Below are 19,021 nucleotides of genomic sequence, written 5' to 3' on the forward strand. Positions count from 1 at the left end.
AAGGGTTCCTGACGCCTTTGGGCAAGCGTGCTGATCTGAACTATTTTAGCGATTGAACCTCGACGGTTGATACGTGGCGATTATTCGACACCCCCGCTTTCTCAACAGACGGGGATTCTTAAGACTTCGCAGTCCTAATATCCTGATTTTTCAGGTTCCTAGGCTGACCACGTTTGCACTCTTGTGCGCGCAGTTATATCTCCTGAGAATGTTTTAGGCGTGACTTTCCCCCAGTCCAGGGGTAGGTTTTAATGTCTTGTACTGACACGAATAGTCTACCATTTTGTTGACCCCCCGATGAATCTTGCTATGAGCTTTCAGGGTTAGACGCTGGCGCGACGCCGAAGTCCTCGGCTTGAAAGCACGCTGTGTTCAGCATATTCTTGATAGTAGCCATTTCCGAAGAAATCGCGGTTCTCAAACGAATTGAAATTTTAGACTAACTATAATGGTATGATGCAGCTAGGTAGAAATCACCTGAGCCAACAGGTATAAATAAATATCAATTCTCGGTTTTCTCGCCCAGGGTGTTCCGTGCCTCGTACCAGAGTTTAGCAAGTAAAGTTAAATTCAACCTTACCCAAAGTAAGGATACAAGCCCACAGATAAATCTGTGGAGTCCATCTAAAGTCTAAAATCTAACATCTCACATCTACTGACGGATGCAAGCCCCCGACAGGAGTCGTGGAGATCAAAAAAAATTAGATATTAGTTCAAGCCCGCAGATTCATCTGTGGAGTCAATCTAAAATCTAAAATCTAAAATCTAAAATCGACTGACCGGCCTCTGCAAGCTGTTGAGTATTTAACCATGCCCCTATATGAGTCCAGTGCCTTTCGCAAGAATTTGTCCGATCCGAAGCTGCTGCCTGCAGTTGAAATAGACGAAATACTGACTAGCATTCAACATTCTCACAGTTTTTATTACAAAGTGATGAATCTTGAGGTTTGGGCGCTGGTGGAAACCTTGGATGGGCTGTTTCCCGGCGCTTGGGGTCATTTTATGACCAACCGCCAAGTTGCAGTTAAACAGTTTTTGGAGCGCGATCGCCATCCTACTAATTTTGCGGTTGATGCTGGGGATGCGGGGGAGAAGAAAGAAGGAAAAAGGCCCTTTGACTCGGCTGAGGGTAAAAAGAAGGAAGAAGCCAGGAGTCAGGAGTCAGGAGTCAGAAAGAAGCAGGAAGAAGAATAAAAGCAGATTTTCCCAATTCTCCCCATCTGGGCCTTTCCTTTGTATCAAAGTCTAGATTCGCCTCAATCCCCCTTAAGGCGGGACACGAAACACAACCGTCTTGTCCCCCCCTACTGCCCCTGATTAAGGGCAGTAGAGGGGATGGAAACTCAGCTACAAGCGACATTTATGATGGCTTTCTATCTTTAGTTGACACAAATGCCGATCGCCCGATCGCCCTTACAGGTGGACTTTGGAATCAACTTGAGGCAATCCCATGCTGTAGTTAACAGCGCGGCCGTTGAGGTTGTAGCTGATTTGGCCTTTTTGGAGGAGCGATCGTACCAAGTGTTCCAATTCCGAACCGATGCGGCGGAGGTTGTACTCGGTCAAGTCTTCGCCCTCGTAAGCGTCTACGAGTTGGTCGAATTTGGCATTTATCTGTTTGATTGACTCGTCATTCCAGTTAAGTTCGTTATCTGGGTCAATGTCGAGGGTCAAAAGGTCGTTGCTGGGTACGAGTTCGTTATCTTCGAGGATGGCGGTGTATATGCGAATATGGCGGGTTGTTGACTTGAGCTGCATGAGTTCTTATGTGTAAAGATTTTTTGCTGAATTAATTGTAATGGCTGGGAGATGCGCGGGGAGGGCGGGCGATCGTCAATTTCTCGGAATCCCGAAATATTTTAGTTGTTCGGCCGTCCAATTTTTGTAATATTCAGTTTTCTCTAAAGAATCGGAAGCTGGCTTCAGCTTAGAATTTACTTGAACGGTGAAGCCCGGATACGGCATCCTCCTAGTATGAAGCCCGTCAATATTAAAATCTTCCTCTGGATGAGTGTGAAAAGCCAGCAAGCCCAACTCTGAAATCCGATTATTTAGTTTGTCTATCAATTCTTTAGTTTCGGGCGCAGTAATTGCTGTTTTTTCTGGATTAATTACTACCATGATTTCAAATTCCGAATTGTAAAATTCATAAATTGATTTCATTATTGCAGAATCGCGATCGAACTCAGTCAGCGCTGAAAACCGCTCACTTTTGAATAAAATTTGATTAGCCAAGCGTGCTTTTTTAGTGAAGGGACAAATCGGTAAATCGCTGAACATTGGATGAGGTAACTCGACAAACTCCGTCATCCATCTGAGGGTAGATTCTATAATTTCCGTGTCAGATTCATTCATCGAAAATCTATATATTTGATATTTCACATTAATCATACTCTATTTTTTTGGTGGGCCATGCCAGCCATTGGTTGTCAACTTAAACCGAAAGGCCGGCAGGGAATTAATTCCCTGCCGGACTTCGGGGAAGAGGCTGGAAAATGGGTACCAATAAATTGCCCACCTTGCTCTTTAATATTGGCGATCGAGTTTATTCGTGAATTGTCCCATCTGGCATAATTGCGCCTGCGAGTTTTGCATTGTCCAGATTTGCTCCAACCAGTTTAGCTTCCTTCAGGTTAGTTTTCTCTAAGTTTGCATAGCTCAAATTTGCCCCACACAAGTTTGCTTCACTTAAGTCTGCTTTACTCAAGTTTGCTCCATATAGGTTAGCCCCAGACAGATTAAAGCCACTCAAGTTTTGCCCGCTCAGATTAACGCTCTGTAAGTTTACCCCAATCAAATTTACCCCTGTGAGGTTAGCACCATCCAAGTTAGCGCCTAAACAGTTTGCCCCACTCAAACTTGCTCCACTTAAGTTAATCCCAATCAACTTGGCATAACTTAAGTTTGTGCCAGTCAAATTTACCCCACTCAAATTCATGCCACTAAGGTTAACTCCTTGAAGGTTTACCCCAGTCAAACTTACCCCTGTTAAGTTAACACCACTAAGATTTGCACCACTAAGGTTGACTTTAGTTACCTTCGCTTGACTTAAATCGGCTCCTGTCAGGTTAACATTAGGTAGATTTGCTTGAGTTAAGTTAGCTCTACTGAGGTTTGCTGTAGTCAGGTTTGCGCTATCTAACTTTGCTTGGCTTAAGTTAGCTAGACTCAAATTTGCCTGAATTAGTCTTGCGGAATACAATATTACCTTGGTTAAGTTAGCCCCACTTAAATTAACTTCAATCAAATCAGCATTTAGCAAGTTTGTTGAGTTTAAATTAGCGCCTTGCAAGTTAGCTCCGATCAAATTTACCCCTGTCAATTCGGCATTTGCTAGATTGGCACTGCTCAGGTTTGCTTGACTTAGACTGACATTAGAGTCGATAGTTTTGCCACTTAGATCCACTCCCGTTAGGTTAATCCCGGTAAAGTCGCGTTCTCCGTCTTCATACCGTTTCCAAAATTCCTCAGCACTAATAGCGGGTTCCAGATTTTTTAGTGCAGCATCATTTATTTTTTCCTCTTCCTGAGATTGCACAGTATCCGCATTTACAGGAGTAGCAGCCGGCTGTTCTACTGCTTCACTAGATACTGGAATCGGTGTCTCCTCGATCGCCTCTTCGCGCAATAACCGATCCACCCGATCGCTAAACCGCCTCACAACCTCAGCATCATCCAGCTTCTCACCAGCTTTCGAGCTTTTTTCAACCGCATTCTCAACATAATACTTATCTACAAAACTTTGCAACCCAGCATTATATCCCTGTCCTAGCGCCTGAAATCTCCATTCGCCATTCTTCTTATACAAACGTCCAAATTCTAAAGCCGTTTCTTGGGAAAATATCTGATTTAAATTGTACCGAACCAATTCGCTAAGAGTTTCTCGGTTGTAAAGCCTGATAAAAGCATTTGTAACTTGACTAAAACTTTGATTCTTTTCCTGTCCCTCGTGAATAGTCACAACAAACACAATTTCCTGAATCGCCGAATTAATTTTACTCAAATCCACATAAACCGTCTCATCATCTCCGTCTATTTGCCCAGTCGCGCTGTGTCCTAAATGCCGCACCGAACCGTCCGGCGATGTCAGATTGTTGTAAAATACAAAATACTTTTCATCGGGAATGCGACCGTCTGCCGCTAACATAAAAACAGATGCGTCAATGTCGCAGTTTTGTGCTTTCTGGCTGACTTGCCAACCCAGGGCGATCGCAATTTTACTGAAATTAGGAGTTTCTTTAGAAAGATTGAACCTTTCACCCTTAGTTAATTCGATACTCATATGCGATAATTCCCTTACCTCATAAATGGTATTAATTATCTCATCTATGTTAACCCGATCGCAAATTGGATTTTATCTCGAAGACATCGAAACCCCAATTGGCAGAACCGTCAATTTAACTCTTACCGGACTCATTCTTTTATCTTCCGCCAGCTTCATCGCCGAAACTTACCCGATTTCGGAATCTGTTAGAATTAATTTCCAAACTCTCGATACTGTTCTTTTAATCGTTTTTGCAGTTGAGTATTTATTGCGGCTGTGGTGTGCCGAAAATCGAGTTAAATTTATTTTTAGTTTTTTTTCAATTATTGATTTGCTGGCAATATTACCATTTTTGCTGGGATTTGTCAACGTTAGTTTTATCCGAATTTTTCGCTGGTTTAGAATTCTCCGACTCATCCGCTTTCTGGAATTAAAAATTTCTATTTTCCGCATCAGCAGCGAAGATGGAGTGATTTTTGCTCGGATTTTGTTTACTTTGCTGGCAATAATTTTTGTTTATTCGGGTTTGATTTATCAAGTCGAACATCCGACCAATCCCAAAGTTTTTAGGACTTTTTTGGATGCTGTTTATTTCTCCGTTGTCACCATGACGACGGTGGGATTTGGCGATGTTACTCCGATTTCGGAATCCGGTCGTTTTCTGACTATTTTGATGATTTTGACCGGAATTGCTCTGATTCCTTGGCAATTGGGGGATTTGATTAAACAATTAGTTAAAAGTGCTAATCAAGTAGAAGCTGTTTGTAAAGGTTGCGGTTGGTCTGTACACGATGCTAATGCCAAATATTGTAAAATGTGCGGCACTCAATTAGATAATGGTTGACTGCTGACTGTTGACTGTTGACTGTTACAGCAGTTTTCAGTTGAGTGCAGTACAGATAACCGGTAGGGACACGGCATTGCCGTGTCTTGTAGTTCATAAATCTGGAATACGCTGTAACTTCTTCCTTCTTCCTTCTTCCCTCTTCCCTCTTCCTTCTTCCTTCTTCCCTCTTCCTTCTTCCCTCTTCCTTCTTTAAGCTAAGGGTAACAAAATTTCAAATTGGGTGCCGCTGCCTAATTCCGATCGCATTCTGAATGCACCGCCGTGTTTGCCCGTCACGATTTGATAGCTAATTGCTAAACTGGTTTCTTTGAGGGCGCGTTTTTCGGTAGAGAATGATTCTATGATTTTTTTGTACTTGCTAGGTGACATTCCTTGCCCGTTATCTGCAATGCAAATCGAAACCCAGCGAACATGAAGTTTGTCTAAATCGGGCGCAGGTTCGGGACAGCAGACTTGAGTTGTGATTTCAATTTGAGGCTGGCGATCGAAGTCTCTGAGTCCTCCACCTTTAAACTCTTTCGCCAATTCTTGACCGACTGCTTCGTTAATTAATGTATTAATAGCATTGGTCAAGATATTCATAAATACTTGGTTTAGCTGGCCTGCATAGCACGGCACTGGCGGCAGGTAGCCGTAGTTTTTCACTACTTTGATTTCCCTGGTCAAACGACTTTTGAGCAGCAAAAGTATGCTGTCTATGTTGGCGTGCAAGTCGGTCGGTTTGGGATAAACATCGTCGATGTGGCAGAAGTTTTGCAAACTGCTTGCCAGCTTGCTCAAACGTTCGGCTCCAGATTTGATGCTGGCAACAGTTCGGAGGAAATCGTTTTGCAAAAAGTCATAGTCTATCTCTTCCTTGAGCCGTGCTATTTCCGGGGAGGGTTCGGTACAGTGCGCGTCGTAAACTGAGAGCAACTCCATTAAGTTTTTGCTGTAGTCGCTGACGTAGGTTAAATTGCCCCAAATAAAGCCTACCGGATCTAAAATTTCGTGGGCTACTCCGTTGACTAAACGCCCTAAACTAGCCATTTTTTCGCTTTGAATCATTTGAGTTTGGGCTCTTTCGTAGCGGACTTGAGTTTCTATGCCGCGAATTTGCCAGTAAGCGATGTTTAGCGCGTGAGGGTCTAAGAGGCGATAAGATTGGGAGTCTATTTGGACGACGATTGGTTCTGACTGCAATTCGGGCGATCGGCGCAGAGCTTGTGGGGCTGCTGCCAAAATGGTTGTACTCTCTGCAAGCAATAATATTTCGAGGCGAGCGTAACTGTAGAGAACTTTCAGCGGCAGGTGCAAAAATAGCTCGGGGCCTTGGGGTTTGAGCAAATATTCCAGCAGTTGTCTGCGGGATATCATGCCAGCAAACTCTCCTGCTTCTACTAATACGACACCCGGCACTAGGGGATGCTGTTCAAAAATTTCGGCAACTGCCACGGCCAAGCAGCTCGATTTAACCTGAAAATCATACAGGGGCAAATCCCAGAGGGTAGACTCTAGGGAAAGGTCTTGATGGCTGCCTTCGGAGAGGGAAGGGCTAAGGAGTTTGGAACTGAATTTATTTGCCACTGGAACTTTTAGTTGCCGAAACACGCTGAGAAAGTGAAATTAGAACGTACTACTAAGCTAGCCTATAATTTCACCGCAGGAGCGACCCTGGAGACTGTTCCTGAGTTAATCATATTTTGCCAATTATGGGCAGGAGAATTTCAAATTCGGTGTTCTGGCCCGGCTGCGATCGCATTTTCAGTTGGCCGCCGTGCTTTTCTGTAACGATTTGATGGGAGATAGCCAGCCCCATACCGGTGCCTTTGCCTGCTGGTTTAGTGGTAAAAAAGGTCTCAAATATCTGCTGGTGATTTTCTGGGGGAATGCCGGGGCCGTTATCGGCAATGCAAATTGCGACCCGCTTGCCGTCTTCGGTTTCTACGACTTTAGTAGTAATTTCGATTTGGGGCTGCCAGTTGTCCAGGCACTCGGTCTGTATTTCTCGATCGGCTGCGTACTCTGTCAGGGCGTCTAGAGCATTAACTAACAAATTCAAAAACACCTGACTCAACTGACCTGAGTAGCCAGTAACTAGCGGCACTTCACCGTAATTTTTTACCACTTCTATGTTGTTTTTAAAGCGGTTTTTCAGAATTAACAGCGTCATCTCCACGCATTCGTGAATGTCTGTCTCCACTGGCTTTGTCTCGTCCATGTGAGAGAAGTGGTGCAGCCCGTTAACTATTTTTAGCAATTGCGAGGCTCCCAGTTCCATCCCTTCTAACGTGATTGGCAAATCTTCTTGTAAAAAATCAAATTCAATTTCTTCTTTGAGGGCATCAATTCGGGGACACGGTTCAGAATATTCTTCTTCATAAACCGAAATGAGCTGAAGCAAGTGTTCAAAATAGGACAGCAGAAAAGTCAAATTTCCCCAAATACAGTTTAGCGGATTTCTGATTTCGTGAGCTACTTCTGCTACAATTCTCCCCAAACTCGCCATTTTTTCTGTTTGGATTAGTTTGGCTTGGGTTTGTTTGTGGAGCAACTTATTTGTTAATTCGTGAATTCTTGATTGAGCGATTATTAATTGGTGTACGTCTAACAGTTTGTAGATCTGAGGTGCTATTTCCACTACTACAGGTTCGTAAATTAATTCTCCCGATCTGTAAAGCGATTCCTGGGCGGCTTCTACTATTAATTTACTGCCTGGAAGTACCAGGGGATCTGGCTTGGAAAACTTGTATAATACTTCTATCGGTCGCTTAAAAAACATTTCTAATCCGTAGCGGCGGTTAATTTTTTCATAAAATAGACGCCTGGATATTATACCTACAAAATTACCCCCCTCTGTCAAAATGACGCCGGGAAGCATGGAATTTTTTTCAAAAGCCTGGGCTACTTCTTTTGCCTCTTGAGTTAATTCAATTTGGCAGTTGTAGAGTGGCAGGTCTAGGAGAGTTGATTCTGAGGATATATTCCAAGTACAAATTTCAGGTATATGCAACACTGATAACTCCGAGCTAGTCTCACGCACAGCAAACATAGATGAAACCCCTGTTAAATGTTGTATTGATGGATAACTTAAGTTGCTATTAATTGGTAACGGGTAATTGAGAGGGGGTAGTTGCTAATTTATTAAATTAGAACAGCATCCGATGGGAAAACCCGATCGCACTAGCGTTGTGTGCTAAAGATTTTGTTTCTAAATCAATGTTAAACGATCGAAGCTTTTGTGGAACTTACGGAGTTCTGCTGTAAACTTTTTACCATCATATACCTGCGATCGCCTGTTTTCAGAAAATTTTTAATGTTTATCAGGGATTTTTGTTACCTACTATACCATTTTTCCGGTGCTAGTAGGGAATTGGAGAACAGCTCGCGGGTTATCAGTGAATATACGGGCCTGGTTCGAGGGTAAGATGGCCCGGATTGGCGATCGTGGAAGTGACTTGAGGCCCCAACGGTCAAGACTGGGGCCCTGGCCAAAATCCGCATATTGTACAGCAGAAGGAAGTTCGGCAACGGATTCGCTCGACGGATGTAACGGATGGAAGGCTTTAGTTATCTAGCAGAGAAGGAAGAAGCAATCTTCGGCAAGGGTTTGTGCAATTGAGAACGTTCTAACCGTCTTGGCGGTTGCTATACCACTAAAAAGAATCCAACTTTAGGCAACTTCCAACCTCGATGGCAGTCAGTTTTTTGCAATCTGGAATCTGCAATCGGCAATCTGCAATCTCAAATCTCAAATCGTCTTAGGGTTCCACATCCGGCCAAAGGCGTTCTAGCTGATACCGCCAAGCCGCGAGAGTATTTTCGCGAGACTCTCGCCCTAGTTCCATTTCACCCATCAATCCCTCTGCGTAGAAACGGTCTAAAGTCTGAAGGGTAGTTTCGACAGACTGTCCCTGCATCTTCGCAGCTTTGATGATTTGACGGATGCGGCTTTCTATCAAACCGCCGAAAAAGTCGGACAAACCTCGCTCTTGCAAAGCCAGCAGTCTGGCGACGGCGGCCGAGAAATCTGCGGCGGCGAGTGTGGCACAACTGTGCTGAAATACTCCCCACACAACGTTTTGATGTATGGCGTAGCGAGTTTCGAGGGTGGTGTCAAAGTTAGCTTCTAGCAGTTTATCAAAAAATGGTTGAGCTTCCTGGGCGTCGGCGATCGGCAGCAAAATCCGCAGCCAACTCCCCTCTTCTGAAAGGAGGACTAACAGGCGAAATTTGGGAGTTTCTACTTGCCAAGAAGTAGCAGCAGGCGTCTCAACACGGTCACCAAATAAGTCTTTAAGGGTATTGCTAATTTCTTCGGGAGTCATGCGAATTTTAGATTTTTGGTTTGAGGTTTTAGATGTGAAATTGCAGGCTGGTGAGTTGGTTTCAAAGTTTGTAATATTTACCAGTATGGCCTAGTATCAAGTCAATTTCAAATCTCAAATCTCAAATCTCAAATCAATTTAGTAAAAGTAGAGTGCGCCTCGGCGCACATTTCAACGCCCGGTGCGCACGGATCGCGTTACCCTCTTGATATTTACCAATATCGGTCAATCTCAAATCTCAAATCTCAAATCGATTTAGGGGAGCCAGCGGGGGTGATAGCCGGCAAAGGGCAGTTCTTCGGGCTGTAGTTTTGCGGGAGAACCGTCTGCGGGTATTTCTACTAAGGGTAGCAGCCAGAGGCGGCTGGTGGCGATCGACTGCCCGCTATCGTTGCGGGGACTATCTGCTGCTGAGGGCTTTGCTGCTGTGACTGATTGGTCGAAAATTAATGCCAGCCCGTCGGGAGATAAACTGATTTGGGTATCTAATTGGTTGGGCAAAACCAGCAGCGGTTTGATGGTTCCTACCAAACGAGTGCCCTCTTTTTTAAGGTCGATGGCGGCGATGAAAGGCTGTTCTTTGTAGCTTTCTGTTGTGAGGCGTTGGGTTAAAAAACAGTATAGACGCTGAAATTGGTTGTCTTTGTCTTTGCGGGGATCGAAATAAACGCCGATAATGCTGCCGGGAATTCGCAATATTTCTTGTTCTGCACCTTGGTTGTCTAAGATGAAAAGCGATCGAGTAAAGTCGCTGTTGTATTTAACATATGCGGCGGCGGAGTTGTCGCGGGCCATGCCCAATACTTGTTCGTATTTTGGCAAAAATTCTACTGGGTCTGCTTCCGGTTTGAGGGGGACGATCGCTAATCCTTGTTTTTGAGATATTACCATCGATTTGCTGTCGGGGCGAATCAGAAAATCTCCACCTTGTTGATTTTCCAAGGGTCGGGGAGGCACTTTTTCTTCCAAAATCCAAGGACTGAAATCGCCGGGATTGCGGCGGTTGACGCGCTGGATAACTATGATTTTTCCGTCGGCTGAGAGGTCGAATTTGAGGTTTTGGTAATCTTTGGCATCTAATAGTTTGTCAAGTCTACCTGCTGGCTGCGACTGAGATTCTACTCCTGGAGATTGAGGGTTGAGACCGGTGGTGACTGTGAATAGTTCTTGATTTAGGGTGCCACCACTACGGGCGATCGATCGATCTGTAGCTGAGAATAAAATGCGATCGCTGTCGGGATACGGTTTAAAATCAGTTACTACTAAATCTTTGGGAGTCAGCGGTATCGGTTTTGAGTCGCTGCTGGTGAGATTGACTAGCATTAATCTGCTTTCTGTTTCGCCTTGGACGCCGATGTAAGCAAAAGCTCGATCGCGGCTGCGAAAGGAACTGCTAAACGGTTGAATTGGCGTTCCTTTATTTTGGTTGTTTTCTCCGAAATACTTGTCGGTTGCTCCGGCGAGTTTTACTGTGTAGGTAACGCCGTAGGGTGCTGGATCTTTGAGGGTGTAAGCCATGCGCCTTCCAGCCCAACTAAATTTACCGGGGAGGGGGGGTTCTAGCTTTAAGTTTTCCTCGACGCTGGAGTGGTTCATCGGTCGAAAGAAGGTGAGGATAAAGCCGGTATCTTCAGCGCCGATTTGTTTGTTTTCCCAGGTAAATTCTCGCACTCTGGGTGCTGTGCGATCGCCGCTCAGCAGCAGCAGACCCATTAAGAGGCTCAGCACTAGCATGAGGGCGATCGCCGTGCGGTCGATCGGCTGTTTGAATGGCAGAATAGCTAAGGGTGAAGGATTAATTTTTTTGTTAAAAATACTCACAAATCTTTCTCTCCTATTTCTGCTGAAAATTAACTACCAAATTTTCCCTCTTAAATTTTACAGTCCTAGATGCACTCCCTACCCTCAGAAACCCGTTTTTTCTACCAGCGAAAAGGACTGCAACGAAGTATGCTGGTAAAAAACTCGGTTTCTGAAAGTTGTGGTGCGTCCTGGACTGAATTAAACTCACGATCTAAAATCGGTGGAGTCTGCTGCACGTCCAACAGCCTCCACCGATTTTAGATGTGAAATTTGAGATTTTAGCTTGTATGGCGTCTCAGAGCTAAAAATTGCTCGATCGAGAGAGGTTTTGGCGATCGTATAGCACCCTACCATTGTTCCAGTTGCGTCAAGCACTGTTTGAGCTTTAAGATTTTTTATCCCATCTCAAATCGCCAATTCTTTAACAGGTTGAGGGGTAACACAGGCGTTCTACCCCTCCTACTAATAATCATGACGACTACTTAGCTGAGATCCCTTTCACGAATCCTTGACAATGGGTATCTTGGAACTATTATTAACGGCTGACAGTGTATACGGCGATTCAGGTTCGGGATATAGCTTAGAATATTTGCTATCGTAATGCCTGACCTCAAAATAGTTTAAGTTTGACGGGTGAGGCTTATATATGGTGAAACATTCCAACAGACAAAAAGTTGCGGCACTCTCTAAAAGCCCGACATTCACTACTTGATTTTTGAAGATGCGACCTGATTTTATCCACTGTTTCATCTGGTTTCTTGACAAACAGTAAAATGCTGAATGAGGATTGTTAAACTCCGCAAATTTTACACCTTCTATCTCTACACTAGATAGCTGATTCCACAATAGCGGCTGCTGTATTGTCAAATCAATATATCTCTTGGTTCCTTGATCCATTTCATAACGGTTTGGGTAAAGAATAGCATTCTCATACCCGCTTTGTCGGTTAAAATTTTCTAATTTTTCTAGAATGAAAGCATCGTACAAAACAATGTCATCTTCTATGAATAAAAACCAGTCAAATTTTTCTACTCTTTCGACAAATTCTTCCTGAAGTCTAAACTCTACCAACATGGGGTCGCATTCAGGGCCTTCTTGTATCTGAATGCACTTAATTTGATATTCAGGTAAGTACGCTGTAACGTGCCTGTTTGGTAGAGTTTGGATCGCAATAGTCAGGTCGCAATGAGCAAAACTCGTCAACAGTCCATCTATTGTGTGCCTGAGTCTCTCAATTTTTTCTGTGGCTTTTTCTGGATTGTTAGATTCTTCAACAGATGTAATGTGTGCGACAGCCGCAAAGACTTTGGGCCGTGCTTTTTCTGGCTGTTCGTTTTCTTTGAATAAATCTATAATGCGATCTCTTTGATAAAAAAACATCAGTTTAGTATACCTCGTGGCAACTCGCGATATTTCTTGTAACAAAGCCAGTTGTAAAAAGATAAAGTGCATTACTTTTCTTCTGGTATTTGTTTCGCTTGACATATAGACAATCTCCTTTTTGTTTACTGAAATAGGGTATTGATTGGAATTAAATCCATCGGTGATATTTTATCGATTGGCAGACCCAAACCAAAAGTGACTCTACACCAAAGTAGAGTTGCCAGCACCCCTACAAACAGCCCTGTTAATTGAAGATCCTGCCAAAAACAAGTTAGTCCTTCCCGCCACAAACCGTAGTTAGTTACTATATACGTAGGAAGGTCGCCGAGAGCTACAGCAATCACGGCACCTAAATTACCTTTTAAGTGGTATCCCAGCGGTATACTTATACATAGATTCACAAAAGTCAGCAGATTACCCATAGCTGGGTACTGAGACTTTCCTACGGCTAACAGACAAGAACCCATCATATTGTGGAGGGTGGTGTGCCAGATACCTAAAGCCAAGATTGGCATCATCCAAGATGCAGCCCAATACTCTTTCCTGTACAGTATTAAAATTAACTGGTCTCCAAAGGTCACAAAAATTGCTAAACCTACGGCTAACGGTATTAGAATTAGCTTGCGGTTCTTGAGTATCTTCGCGCGCAACTCCTGTCGCGGCAACTCTGCCAGCATAGAAATTGAGGGAAAAATCACCCTGCCGCTAATGGCGATGATGACTTGGCGCGGCATATCGCCGAGAGTAAAAGCGATGCCGTAAATGCCCAACATTGTTAAAGTAAATATTTTCCCGAGGATGAGTCTATCGGCTTGAGAACACAAGAAAAACAAAGCCGTAGACACAAATATCCATTTGCCATAAGAAAATATTTCTTTAGCTGCTTCTTTATCCCAAGCAAAGCGGTTTGACTTGCCGGGAATCAAAAAATGGCTCCATACTAACTCCATTACAGCTCCAGTCAAGCCGCCGGCGATGATGGCCCAAATACTGCGATCGAACCAGGCCCAGACAATCATTACTATAGTAGAAACAATCTGTATGCCCAACTCAAAAATTACTACTTCCTTCACTGCCATTTTGCGTTCTAGGCTGGATGTGGCTGTGGATTTAAACCCTCCTATTACGGAATTTATACCTATTATTGGAATCAACCATAGGAGACGGGGATCTCCATAAAAACTAGCAACAGGCTGGGTAATTATAACCAAACAAATCCAAATGAAAAAGCTGCGAATAACTTGCAGCGTCCAAGCGGTATTGAGAAATTCAGGATCTTCGCCGCGTTTGTTCTGGATGATGCTTGGGCCTAGACCGATGTCTGAGAATAAGTTAATCCCTGTGATGAAAACGTAGGCTAGACCTACTAGACCAAATAATTCGGGCAAAAGCAGACGCGTCAGGATTAAGTTGCTGGCAAATCGGATAATTTGACTGCTTCCATAGCTGGCGATCGTCCAGATAGCACCTTTGACAGCTAATTTTTTTTCTGATGACATATACTCAGAATTTATTTCCTAATTACGAGTGTAGTTGCTGAATTTGTTATTTGCAACTCCTACAGGATGCTGCTGCCACTTTCGTAGCTGACTGTACAGTATCTTTATTTGTATACGGAGAACGGGTCTTAAGTGTCCATGTCGCAATAAAGCTAAAAATTTAATCTCATACTTACTCCATACCTAATAATCATAAGGATTTTTTGGTTCGGGAATTGGTTTGAGGGAGGATGCTTGAATGATTAATTTGCGCTTGCCTTGCAATTCTTCTACGATCGTTTCTCCTTCTATTTCTAGCCAACTGTCTGGGGCAAATGTGGCCCGGCTTTGACCGATCAGTAATTTTACCGGCAACCCGATCGGATAGGCGTCTGCCGCGCAGCAGGTAATGATAAAACGCCCGATCCACATATATTGTTCTGCTATGTTGGGGGGGTGAATTACAAATCCTTGAACTTTGACTTTTTGACCTCTGTATGTATCGGGTTCTGGATTGAAATTCAACAGTCGCACCCATTCGACGAGCGATCGCAGTTCGGGTTTTGTAGTATTGCGAAATTCTTGGGGTTGCAGTCTGGTGATTGGCAGAGATTCGGTGAGGCCTCGTTCTAATGCTGTCTGGCTGGTAAAAGTGCGTGGCGTTGTTAGTAAACCTATTAATGCGACGCTCAAAATTAAGGTGCTGCCAATACTGGGGGGAAACAAAGTAACGTGTTCAACTTCTGTGATTCTGAGAGAGTTATTTGCTGCTGATGTCCGCGATTGCTTTGTGGTGCGATCGAGCTTTATGAGTTCCCAAGTTTTTAACCCGCCAATCACCATTAAGCCGATTCCTCCCGCTAGAGTCAAGCCAAAGTAATTGGGGTGAATGAGAATGCTTAATTTGCCGGTGATCCAATATTTGAGGAGCAGTATTCCCCACGCTAAGATAGCGAGGGCGTCCAGCCAGGGGCTAATTTTTTTAAGATTCATTTTGTAAGAGTCATTAGTCATTGGTCATTGGTCATTGGTCATTGGGAATCTATCGTTATTTGTCAGTCCGGGCTAATTTATTAGCCTAGATACAAGTTGACAGCGAGGGTCATTAAAAAAGTTAACTGAGCTGCCAACACAATTAAGTAAACTACGGCTCGACCTTTAAAAATTGACAGCATTAAACCGATGCCTTTGAGGTCAATCATCGGACCGAAAACGAGAAATGCTAATAGCGAACCGCTGGTAAATATGGAAGCAAAAGACAGGGCAAAAAAGGCATCTACCGTAGAACAAATCGACACGACTGCGCCTAATATCAGCATGGCGAAAATTGAAGAAATAGGGCCTTGACCGAGATTGAGAATTAGGTCGCGGGGTACGCCAACTTGAATGATTGCTGCGATCGCACTTCCGATTACCAACACTCCTCCCAATTCGCGCAACTCCTGTACCATCGTGTTTAAAAGCAGGCGCAGACGCTCTTTAGAAACGCGGTGGAACATAGATGAACGTTTCGAGGTTTTTTCTGTTTTGCCTGTTGGTAATGGCTTCCAGTCGTCTTGTAGCAAAGATTCGATCGGCACTGCCCCCCCCGGCTGACCGAGCATAAATGTTCCCGACTGCAACAGCACCGGAGTGTTGGCTTGGACGAGTTCTTTTTCGGAAAACTCTGGTTTTGGCAAGGGGATGGCGCGGGCTACAGAAGCTTGCAGCAGAGGCCGCAAGTCTTTTTGGGCGCTGAACACCCAGCCGATAATTGTGGCTGTGACTAGGGAAAATACCACCCGCAAAACTACAATTTCTGGCTGATCGCGAAATGCCGTCCAAGTCGCCCAAATTACCACGGGGTTGATGGTGGGGGCCGCAAGCAAAAAGCCGATCGCGGCTGGTGCGGGAACTCCCTGCATCAGTAACCTGCGGGCTACAGGCACGTTACCGCACTCGCACACGGGAAACAAAAAGCCGATCGAACTGCCCATCAAAGCCCCCAGCAGCGGGTTTCGCGGGATGCGCGATACGAGTTTGCGTTCGTCTACAAACCCCAGCAGCAAACCTGAAAATAAAACTCCGAGCAGCAGAAAAGGTATTGCCTCTACTAACAAGCTGAGAAAAAGGGTAAAAGCATTGTTTAACTGATTTGTTAAGCCCGGTTGCATCGATCACCTACTGGTAGATTGCTATTTAGTTATACGTCTTTGGTAGAACTCCTTGTAGATCATACCAAAGCATAGCACTAAGTTAAGATCCAGTTAATTTTTTTTTGCCTTTTTTTTGCGGCATTTTGTAGACATTCTAATTTAATCAAGGCTGATGCCTTGAATGATTTGGAATGGTTAAACTTGTTTGAATTTGACTGAATTTTTATTCATATCCGCCTCGTACAGCCAATCAATAATTGACTCTGCCAACCGTCGCCGATTTGATGGATCTTTCGGTTAACAATGGTTGATTGTAGAACAACTGCCTGGGCTGATTTTGGAGATTGCGGGCGAGGTTGACTGTTTTATATTATGTGCGATCGAAGAATTGCTATAAAATTGGTTTGTAGTGAGGACTAAAGTCCTCACTACAAACCAATAGAGGACTCACAGGCGGGTGTGACTGGCTTACCTACCGTTACGGGGGGTTGCGAGTACCGGATCGGGGAGATAGGATGAAATCGCCTCAAATGCCTTAGCTTGCGGGGATCGCAGCTATCGCGCTTAGCGAGCTAAAACTCAGGGATGCGATCGCCCTGGCTTTGTGCTTTTAACTTGTTTAATTTCGCTGTATCGCAGGGGCGATCGGGCAATTCCGATTTTCTTCTATTGTCAATCAATTATATTTCTCGGTATAATAATTTATTAACAAAAGGTTAAGACGATAACTTAAGGTTAATGAATAGTTAAATAGTCGAACCAAGCGTTAATACCGCTCAAGTCAGTATAAAATAAAGTCAGGTATAATTACCAGGGCGCATTTATCTCGGTTATACTCAATCTTGCCTAATACTTTAAGTGGTAAAATTTCATTTACTACAGTCAGTTTTTTGTGTAATTTAAAATGCAGTTTGCTAGGCGAATGCCGATCGAAGCAGTCAGCAACTCACTTGCTGACCTTTGGTAGCTGAAGGTCTGCTGGCAAATAGAACCCTAAAAAAGCGTGCTGATGAATTTATGTTGAATACCTCCTGCGTAGAAAGACCAGTCCAAACCACGTCCCAGGCTTCCATCAGAGAACTTTGTTTAGACTCTACTCTCCAAGAATTGTCGCTTTACGATTTTCAGGTAGAAGCTACGGATTGGGGAATGCAAATTTCCCAGATGTTAGAATCTAATCCGCTGTTACCGGGAGTCATTGTGACCCATCAAGGTGAATTTGCCGGTATGATTTCCCGGCGGAGATTTTTAGAATTTATCAGCCGTCCTTTTGGGCGAGAATTATTTTTAAAGCGGCCTGTGAGCGCTTTGTACCGATTTGCCGAAACAGAGAATTTAATTTTTCCCAGCAATACTTTAATCGTCGATGCAGCCAGGAAGTCGCTGTTGCGATCGAAAGAACTGCTTTACGAACCGATTGTAGTTCAAGTGTCGCCTCAAACTTATACTTTGCTAGACGTACACGAACTGTTAGTAGCCCAATCCAACATTCACGAACTAGCGACAAAATTGCTGAGGCAGCAAACTCAATCTCAACTAATTCAAACCGAAAAACTAGCCAGTTTGGGGCAGATGGTAGCTGGAGTCGCCCACGAAATTAGAAATCCCGTCACCTGCATCAGGGGAAATATCGGCTTTTTGTCCAACTACTCGAAAGACATCATGGATTTGCTGTCTGCTTACGAACACATTGTCGGTGACAGCGAAAAAATTGACGGATTCAAAAAAAACATAGACTTCGATTTTTTGCAAAAAGATTGGGTGGAAATTCTCAAAAGTATGAAAGTTTCATCCGAAAGGCTGACCGAACTCGTCACCAGCTTGCACACTTTTTCTCACATGGACGAAGCCCGCTTGAAACAAGCTAACATCCACGAATGTATTGACAGTACGCTGCTAATTATGAAAAACCGTCTTAAGTACGAGATTGAAGTAGTTAAAAGCTATGGTGATTTGCCTTTATTCAAGTGTTACTCTGGTCAGTTGAGCCAGGTATTTATGAATATTATCAGCAATGCGATCGACGCTTTGGAAGAGGTAAAAGGAGAAAAAGGTTTTGTGCCTGCGATTACTATTGAAACCGAGGTAATAGACAGTTCAGACGGAGATTGCGTGAATTCGGAATTAATTCAAAATTATGTTATGGGCGATCGACAAAATGCCAAACAGTTATCATCCGCCAGCCAAAACGGCGACTTCTGCCCAGAAGCAGCGGAAAAAAATCAAAATAACGCTTGGATAGCCATTAGAATTGCCGATAACGGGCCGGGAATTCCGCCAGAAATTCAGCGGCGGATTTTTGAGACATTTTTCACCACTAAACCCGCTGGGAAAGGTACCGGTTTGGGGTTGGCAATTACCCATCAAATTGTTACGGAAAAGCATAAAGGCAAGTTAAATTTGCATTCTACGCCCGGTACAGGTACTGAATTTGAAATTTTGTTGCCATTGATTTGAAGCAATAAGTCATATCAAATCTATTAGCATCGCAACTATTCCTATCTCTCTTCTCGACCTCTGCGTGAATCAGCGTCAATCCCTTGTCATCTGCGGTTAATACATTCTCTTTTTTTAACCGCAGATACAGGCAGATTAACACCGATTAACGCAGATTAATTAGATCGATTCCGGTTGCACCATCCGTGATTGTTGACTGTTGACTCGACTTTACAATTCCGATGCTACCGGAATTGATATCAGTTGTTATTAATTATTAGTAATTGGTAATTACAACAGTTCGGACATATTTTGGGAGAGTCAGGCTCTGAGAGAGCCGTATTCTAGGAGTTTTCGGTAGTTTGGAT

Annotated in this window: 15 protein-coding genes; 3 read left to right on the forward strand and 12 right to left on the reverse strand. The window is 43.8% G+C overall.

Going from position 1 to position 19,021, the window contains the following annotated elements; all coding sequences use genetic code 11:
• Window positions 1–810 precede the first annotated feature (810 nt).
• Window positions 811–1,194, forward strand: coding sequence for a hypothetical protein (locus tag QUA13_RS17685; protein WP_333200513.1), 384 nt, complete (start codon window positions 811–813; stop codon window positions 1,192–1,194).
• Between the two features lie 219 nt (window positions 1,195–1,413).
• Here the strand turns inward: QUA13_RS17685 and QUA13_RS17690 are convergent, their stop codons facing one another.
• From QUA13_RS17690 to QUA13_RS17700, 3 genes are all read right to left on the reverse strand, one after another.
• Window positions 1,414–1,758: an NAD(P)H-quinone oxidoreductase subunit M gene (locus QUA13_RS17690; RefSeq protein WP_333200515.1), complete on the reverse strand. Its 345-nt coding sequence runs from the start codon at window positions 1,756–1,758 to the stop codon at window positions 1,414–1,416.
• A gap of 75 nt (window positions 1,759–1,833) precedes the next feature.
• On the reverse strand, window positions 1,834–2,355 hold the full coding sequence (locus QUA13_RS17695; protein WP_333200517.1) for a hypothetical protein: 522 nt from the start codon (window positions 2,353–2,355) through the stop codon (window positions 1,834–1,836).
• Between the two features lie 190 nt (window positions 2,356–2,545).
• A complete protein-coding gene (locus tag QUA13_RS17700; protein WP_333200519.1) occupies window positions 2,546–4,282 on the reverse strand; it encodes a pentapeptide repeat-containing protein in 1,737 nt (578 codons plus the stop codon).
• Between the two features lie 46 nt (window positions 4,283–4,328).
• On the opposite strand from QUA13_RS17700, the gene QUA13_RS17705 reads away from it, so the two are divergent.
• A complete protein-coding gene (locus QUA13_RS17705; protein ID WP_333200521.1) occupies window positions 4,329–5,108 on the forward strand; it encodes an ion transporter in 780 nt (259 codons plus the stop codon).
• A 192-nt stretch (window positions 5,109–5,300) separates the two neighbouring features.
• On the opposite strand, the gene QUA13_RS17710 is transcribed toward QUA13_RS17705, so the two are convergent.
• From QUA13_RS17710 to QUA13_RS17750, 9 genes are all read right to left on the reverse strand, one after another.
• Window positions 5,301–6,677 carry an ATP-binding protein gene (locus QUA13_RS17710; RefSeq protein WP_333200523.1) on the reverse strand — a complete coding sequence of 459 codons (1,377 nt, stop codon included), beginning with the start codon at window positions 6,675–6,677 and terminating at the stop codon, window positions 5,301–5,303.
• Window positions 6,678–6,786: 109 nt separating this feature from the next.
• Window positions 6,787–8,142 carry an ATP-binding protein gene (locus tag QUA13_RS17715; protein WP_445242721.1) on the reverse strand — a complete coding sequence of 452 codons (1,356 nt, stop codon included), beginning with the start codon at window positions 8,140–8,142 and terminating at the stop codon, window positions 6,787–6,789.
• A gap of 709 nt (window positions 8,143–8,851) precedes the next feature.
• Window positions 8,852–9,418: a hypothetical protein gene (locus tag QUA13_RS17720; RefSeq protein WP_333200527.1), complete on the reverse strand. Its 567-nt coding sequence runs from the start codon at window positions 9,416–9,418 to the stop codon at window positions 8,852–8,854.
• A gap of 255 nt (window positions 9,419–9,673) precedes the next feature.
• Window positions 9,674–11,239: a hypothetical protein gene (locus QUA13_RS17725; protein ID WP_333200529.1), complete on the reverse strand. Its 1,566-nt coding sequence runs from the start codon at window positions 11,237–11,239 to the stop codon at window positions 9,674–9,676.
• A 186-nt stretch (window positions 11,240–11,425) separates the two neighbouring features.
• Window positions 11,426–11,596 carry a hypothetical protein gene (locus QUA13_RS17730; RefSeq protein ID WP_333200531.1) on the reverse strand — a complete coding sequence of 57 codons (171 nt, stop codon included), beginning with the start codon at window positions 11,594–11,596 and terminating at the stop codon, window positions 11,426–11,428.
• Window positions 11,597–11,719: 123 nt separating this feature from the next.
• Complete coding sequence (locus tag QUA13_RS17735; RefSeq protein WP_333200533.1) at window positions 11,720–12,706, reverse strand: hypothetical protein; 987 nt, start codon at window positions 12,704–12,706, stop codon at window positions 11,720–11,722.
• A 20-nt stretch (window positions 12,707–12,726) separates the two neighbouring features.
• Window positions 12,727–14,103, reverse strand: a complete 1,377-nt coding sequence (locus QUA13_RS17740) for an oligosaccharide flippase family protein (protein ID WP_333200535.1) — start codon at window positions 14,101–14,103, stop codon at window positions 12,727–12,729.
• 183 nt (window positions 14,104–14,286) lie between these two features.
• The gene (locus tag QUA13_RS17745) at window positions 14,287–15,075 is read right to left on the reverse strand and encodes a TIGR03943 family putative permease subunit (RefSeq protein ID WP_333200541.1); all 789 of its coding nucleotides are present in this window, start codon (window positions 15,073–15,075) and stop codon (window positions 14,287–14,289) included.
• Between the two features lie 80 nt (window positions 15,076–15,155).
• Window positions 15,156–16,235: a permease gene (locus tag QUA13_RS17750; RefSeq protein ID WP_333200537.1), complete on the reverse strand. Its 1,080-nt coding sequence runs from the start codon at window positions 16,233–16,235 to the stop codon at window positions 15,156–15,158.
• Window positions 16,236–17,234: 999 nt separating this feature from the next.
• On the opposite strand from QUA13_RS17750, the gene QUA13_RS17755 reads away from it, so the two are divergent.
• Window positions 17,235–18,674, forward strand: a complete 1,440-nt coding sequence (locus QUA13_RS17755) for an ATP-binding protein (RefSeq protein WP_333200543.1) — start codon at window positions 17,235–17,237, stop codon at window positions 18,672–18,674.
• Window positions 18,675–19,021: the final 347 nt, after the last annotated feature.

The organism is Microcoleus sp. S28C3 (assembly GCF_036700785.1).
Classification (GTDB): Bacteria; Cyanobacteriota; Cyanobacteriia; order Cyanobacteriales; family Microcoleaceae; genus Microcoleus; species Microcoleus asticus.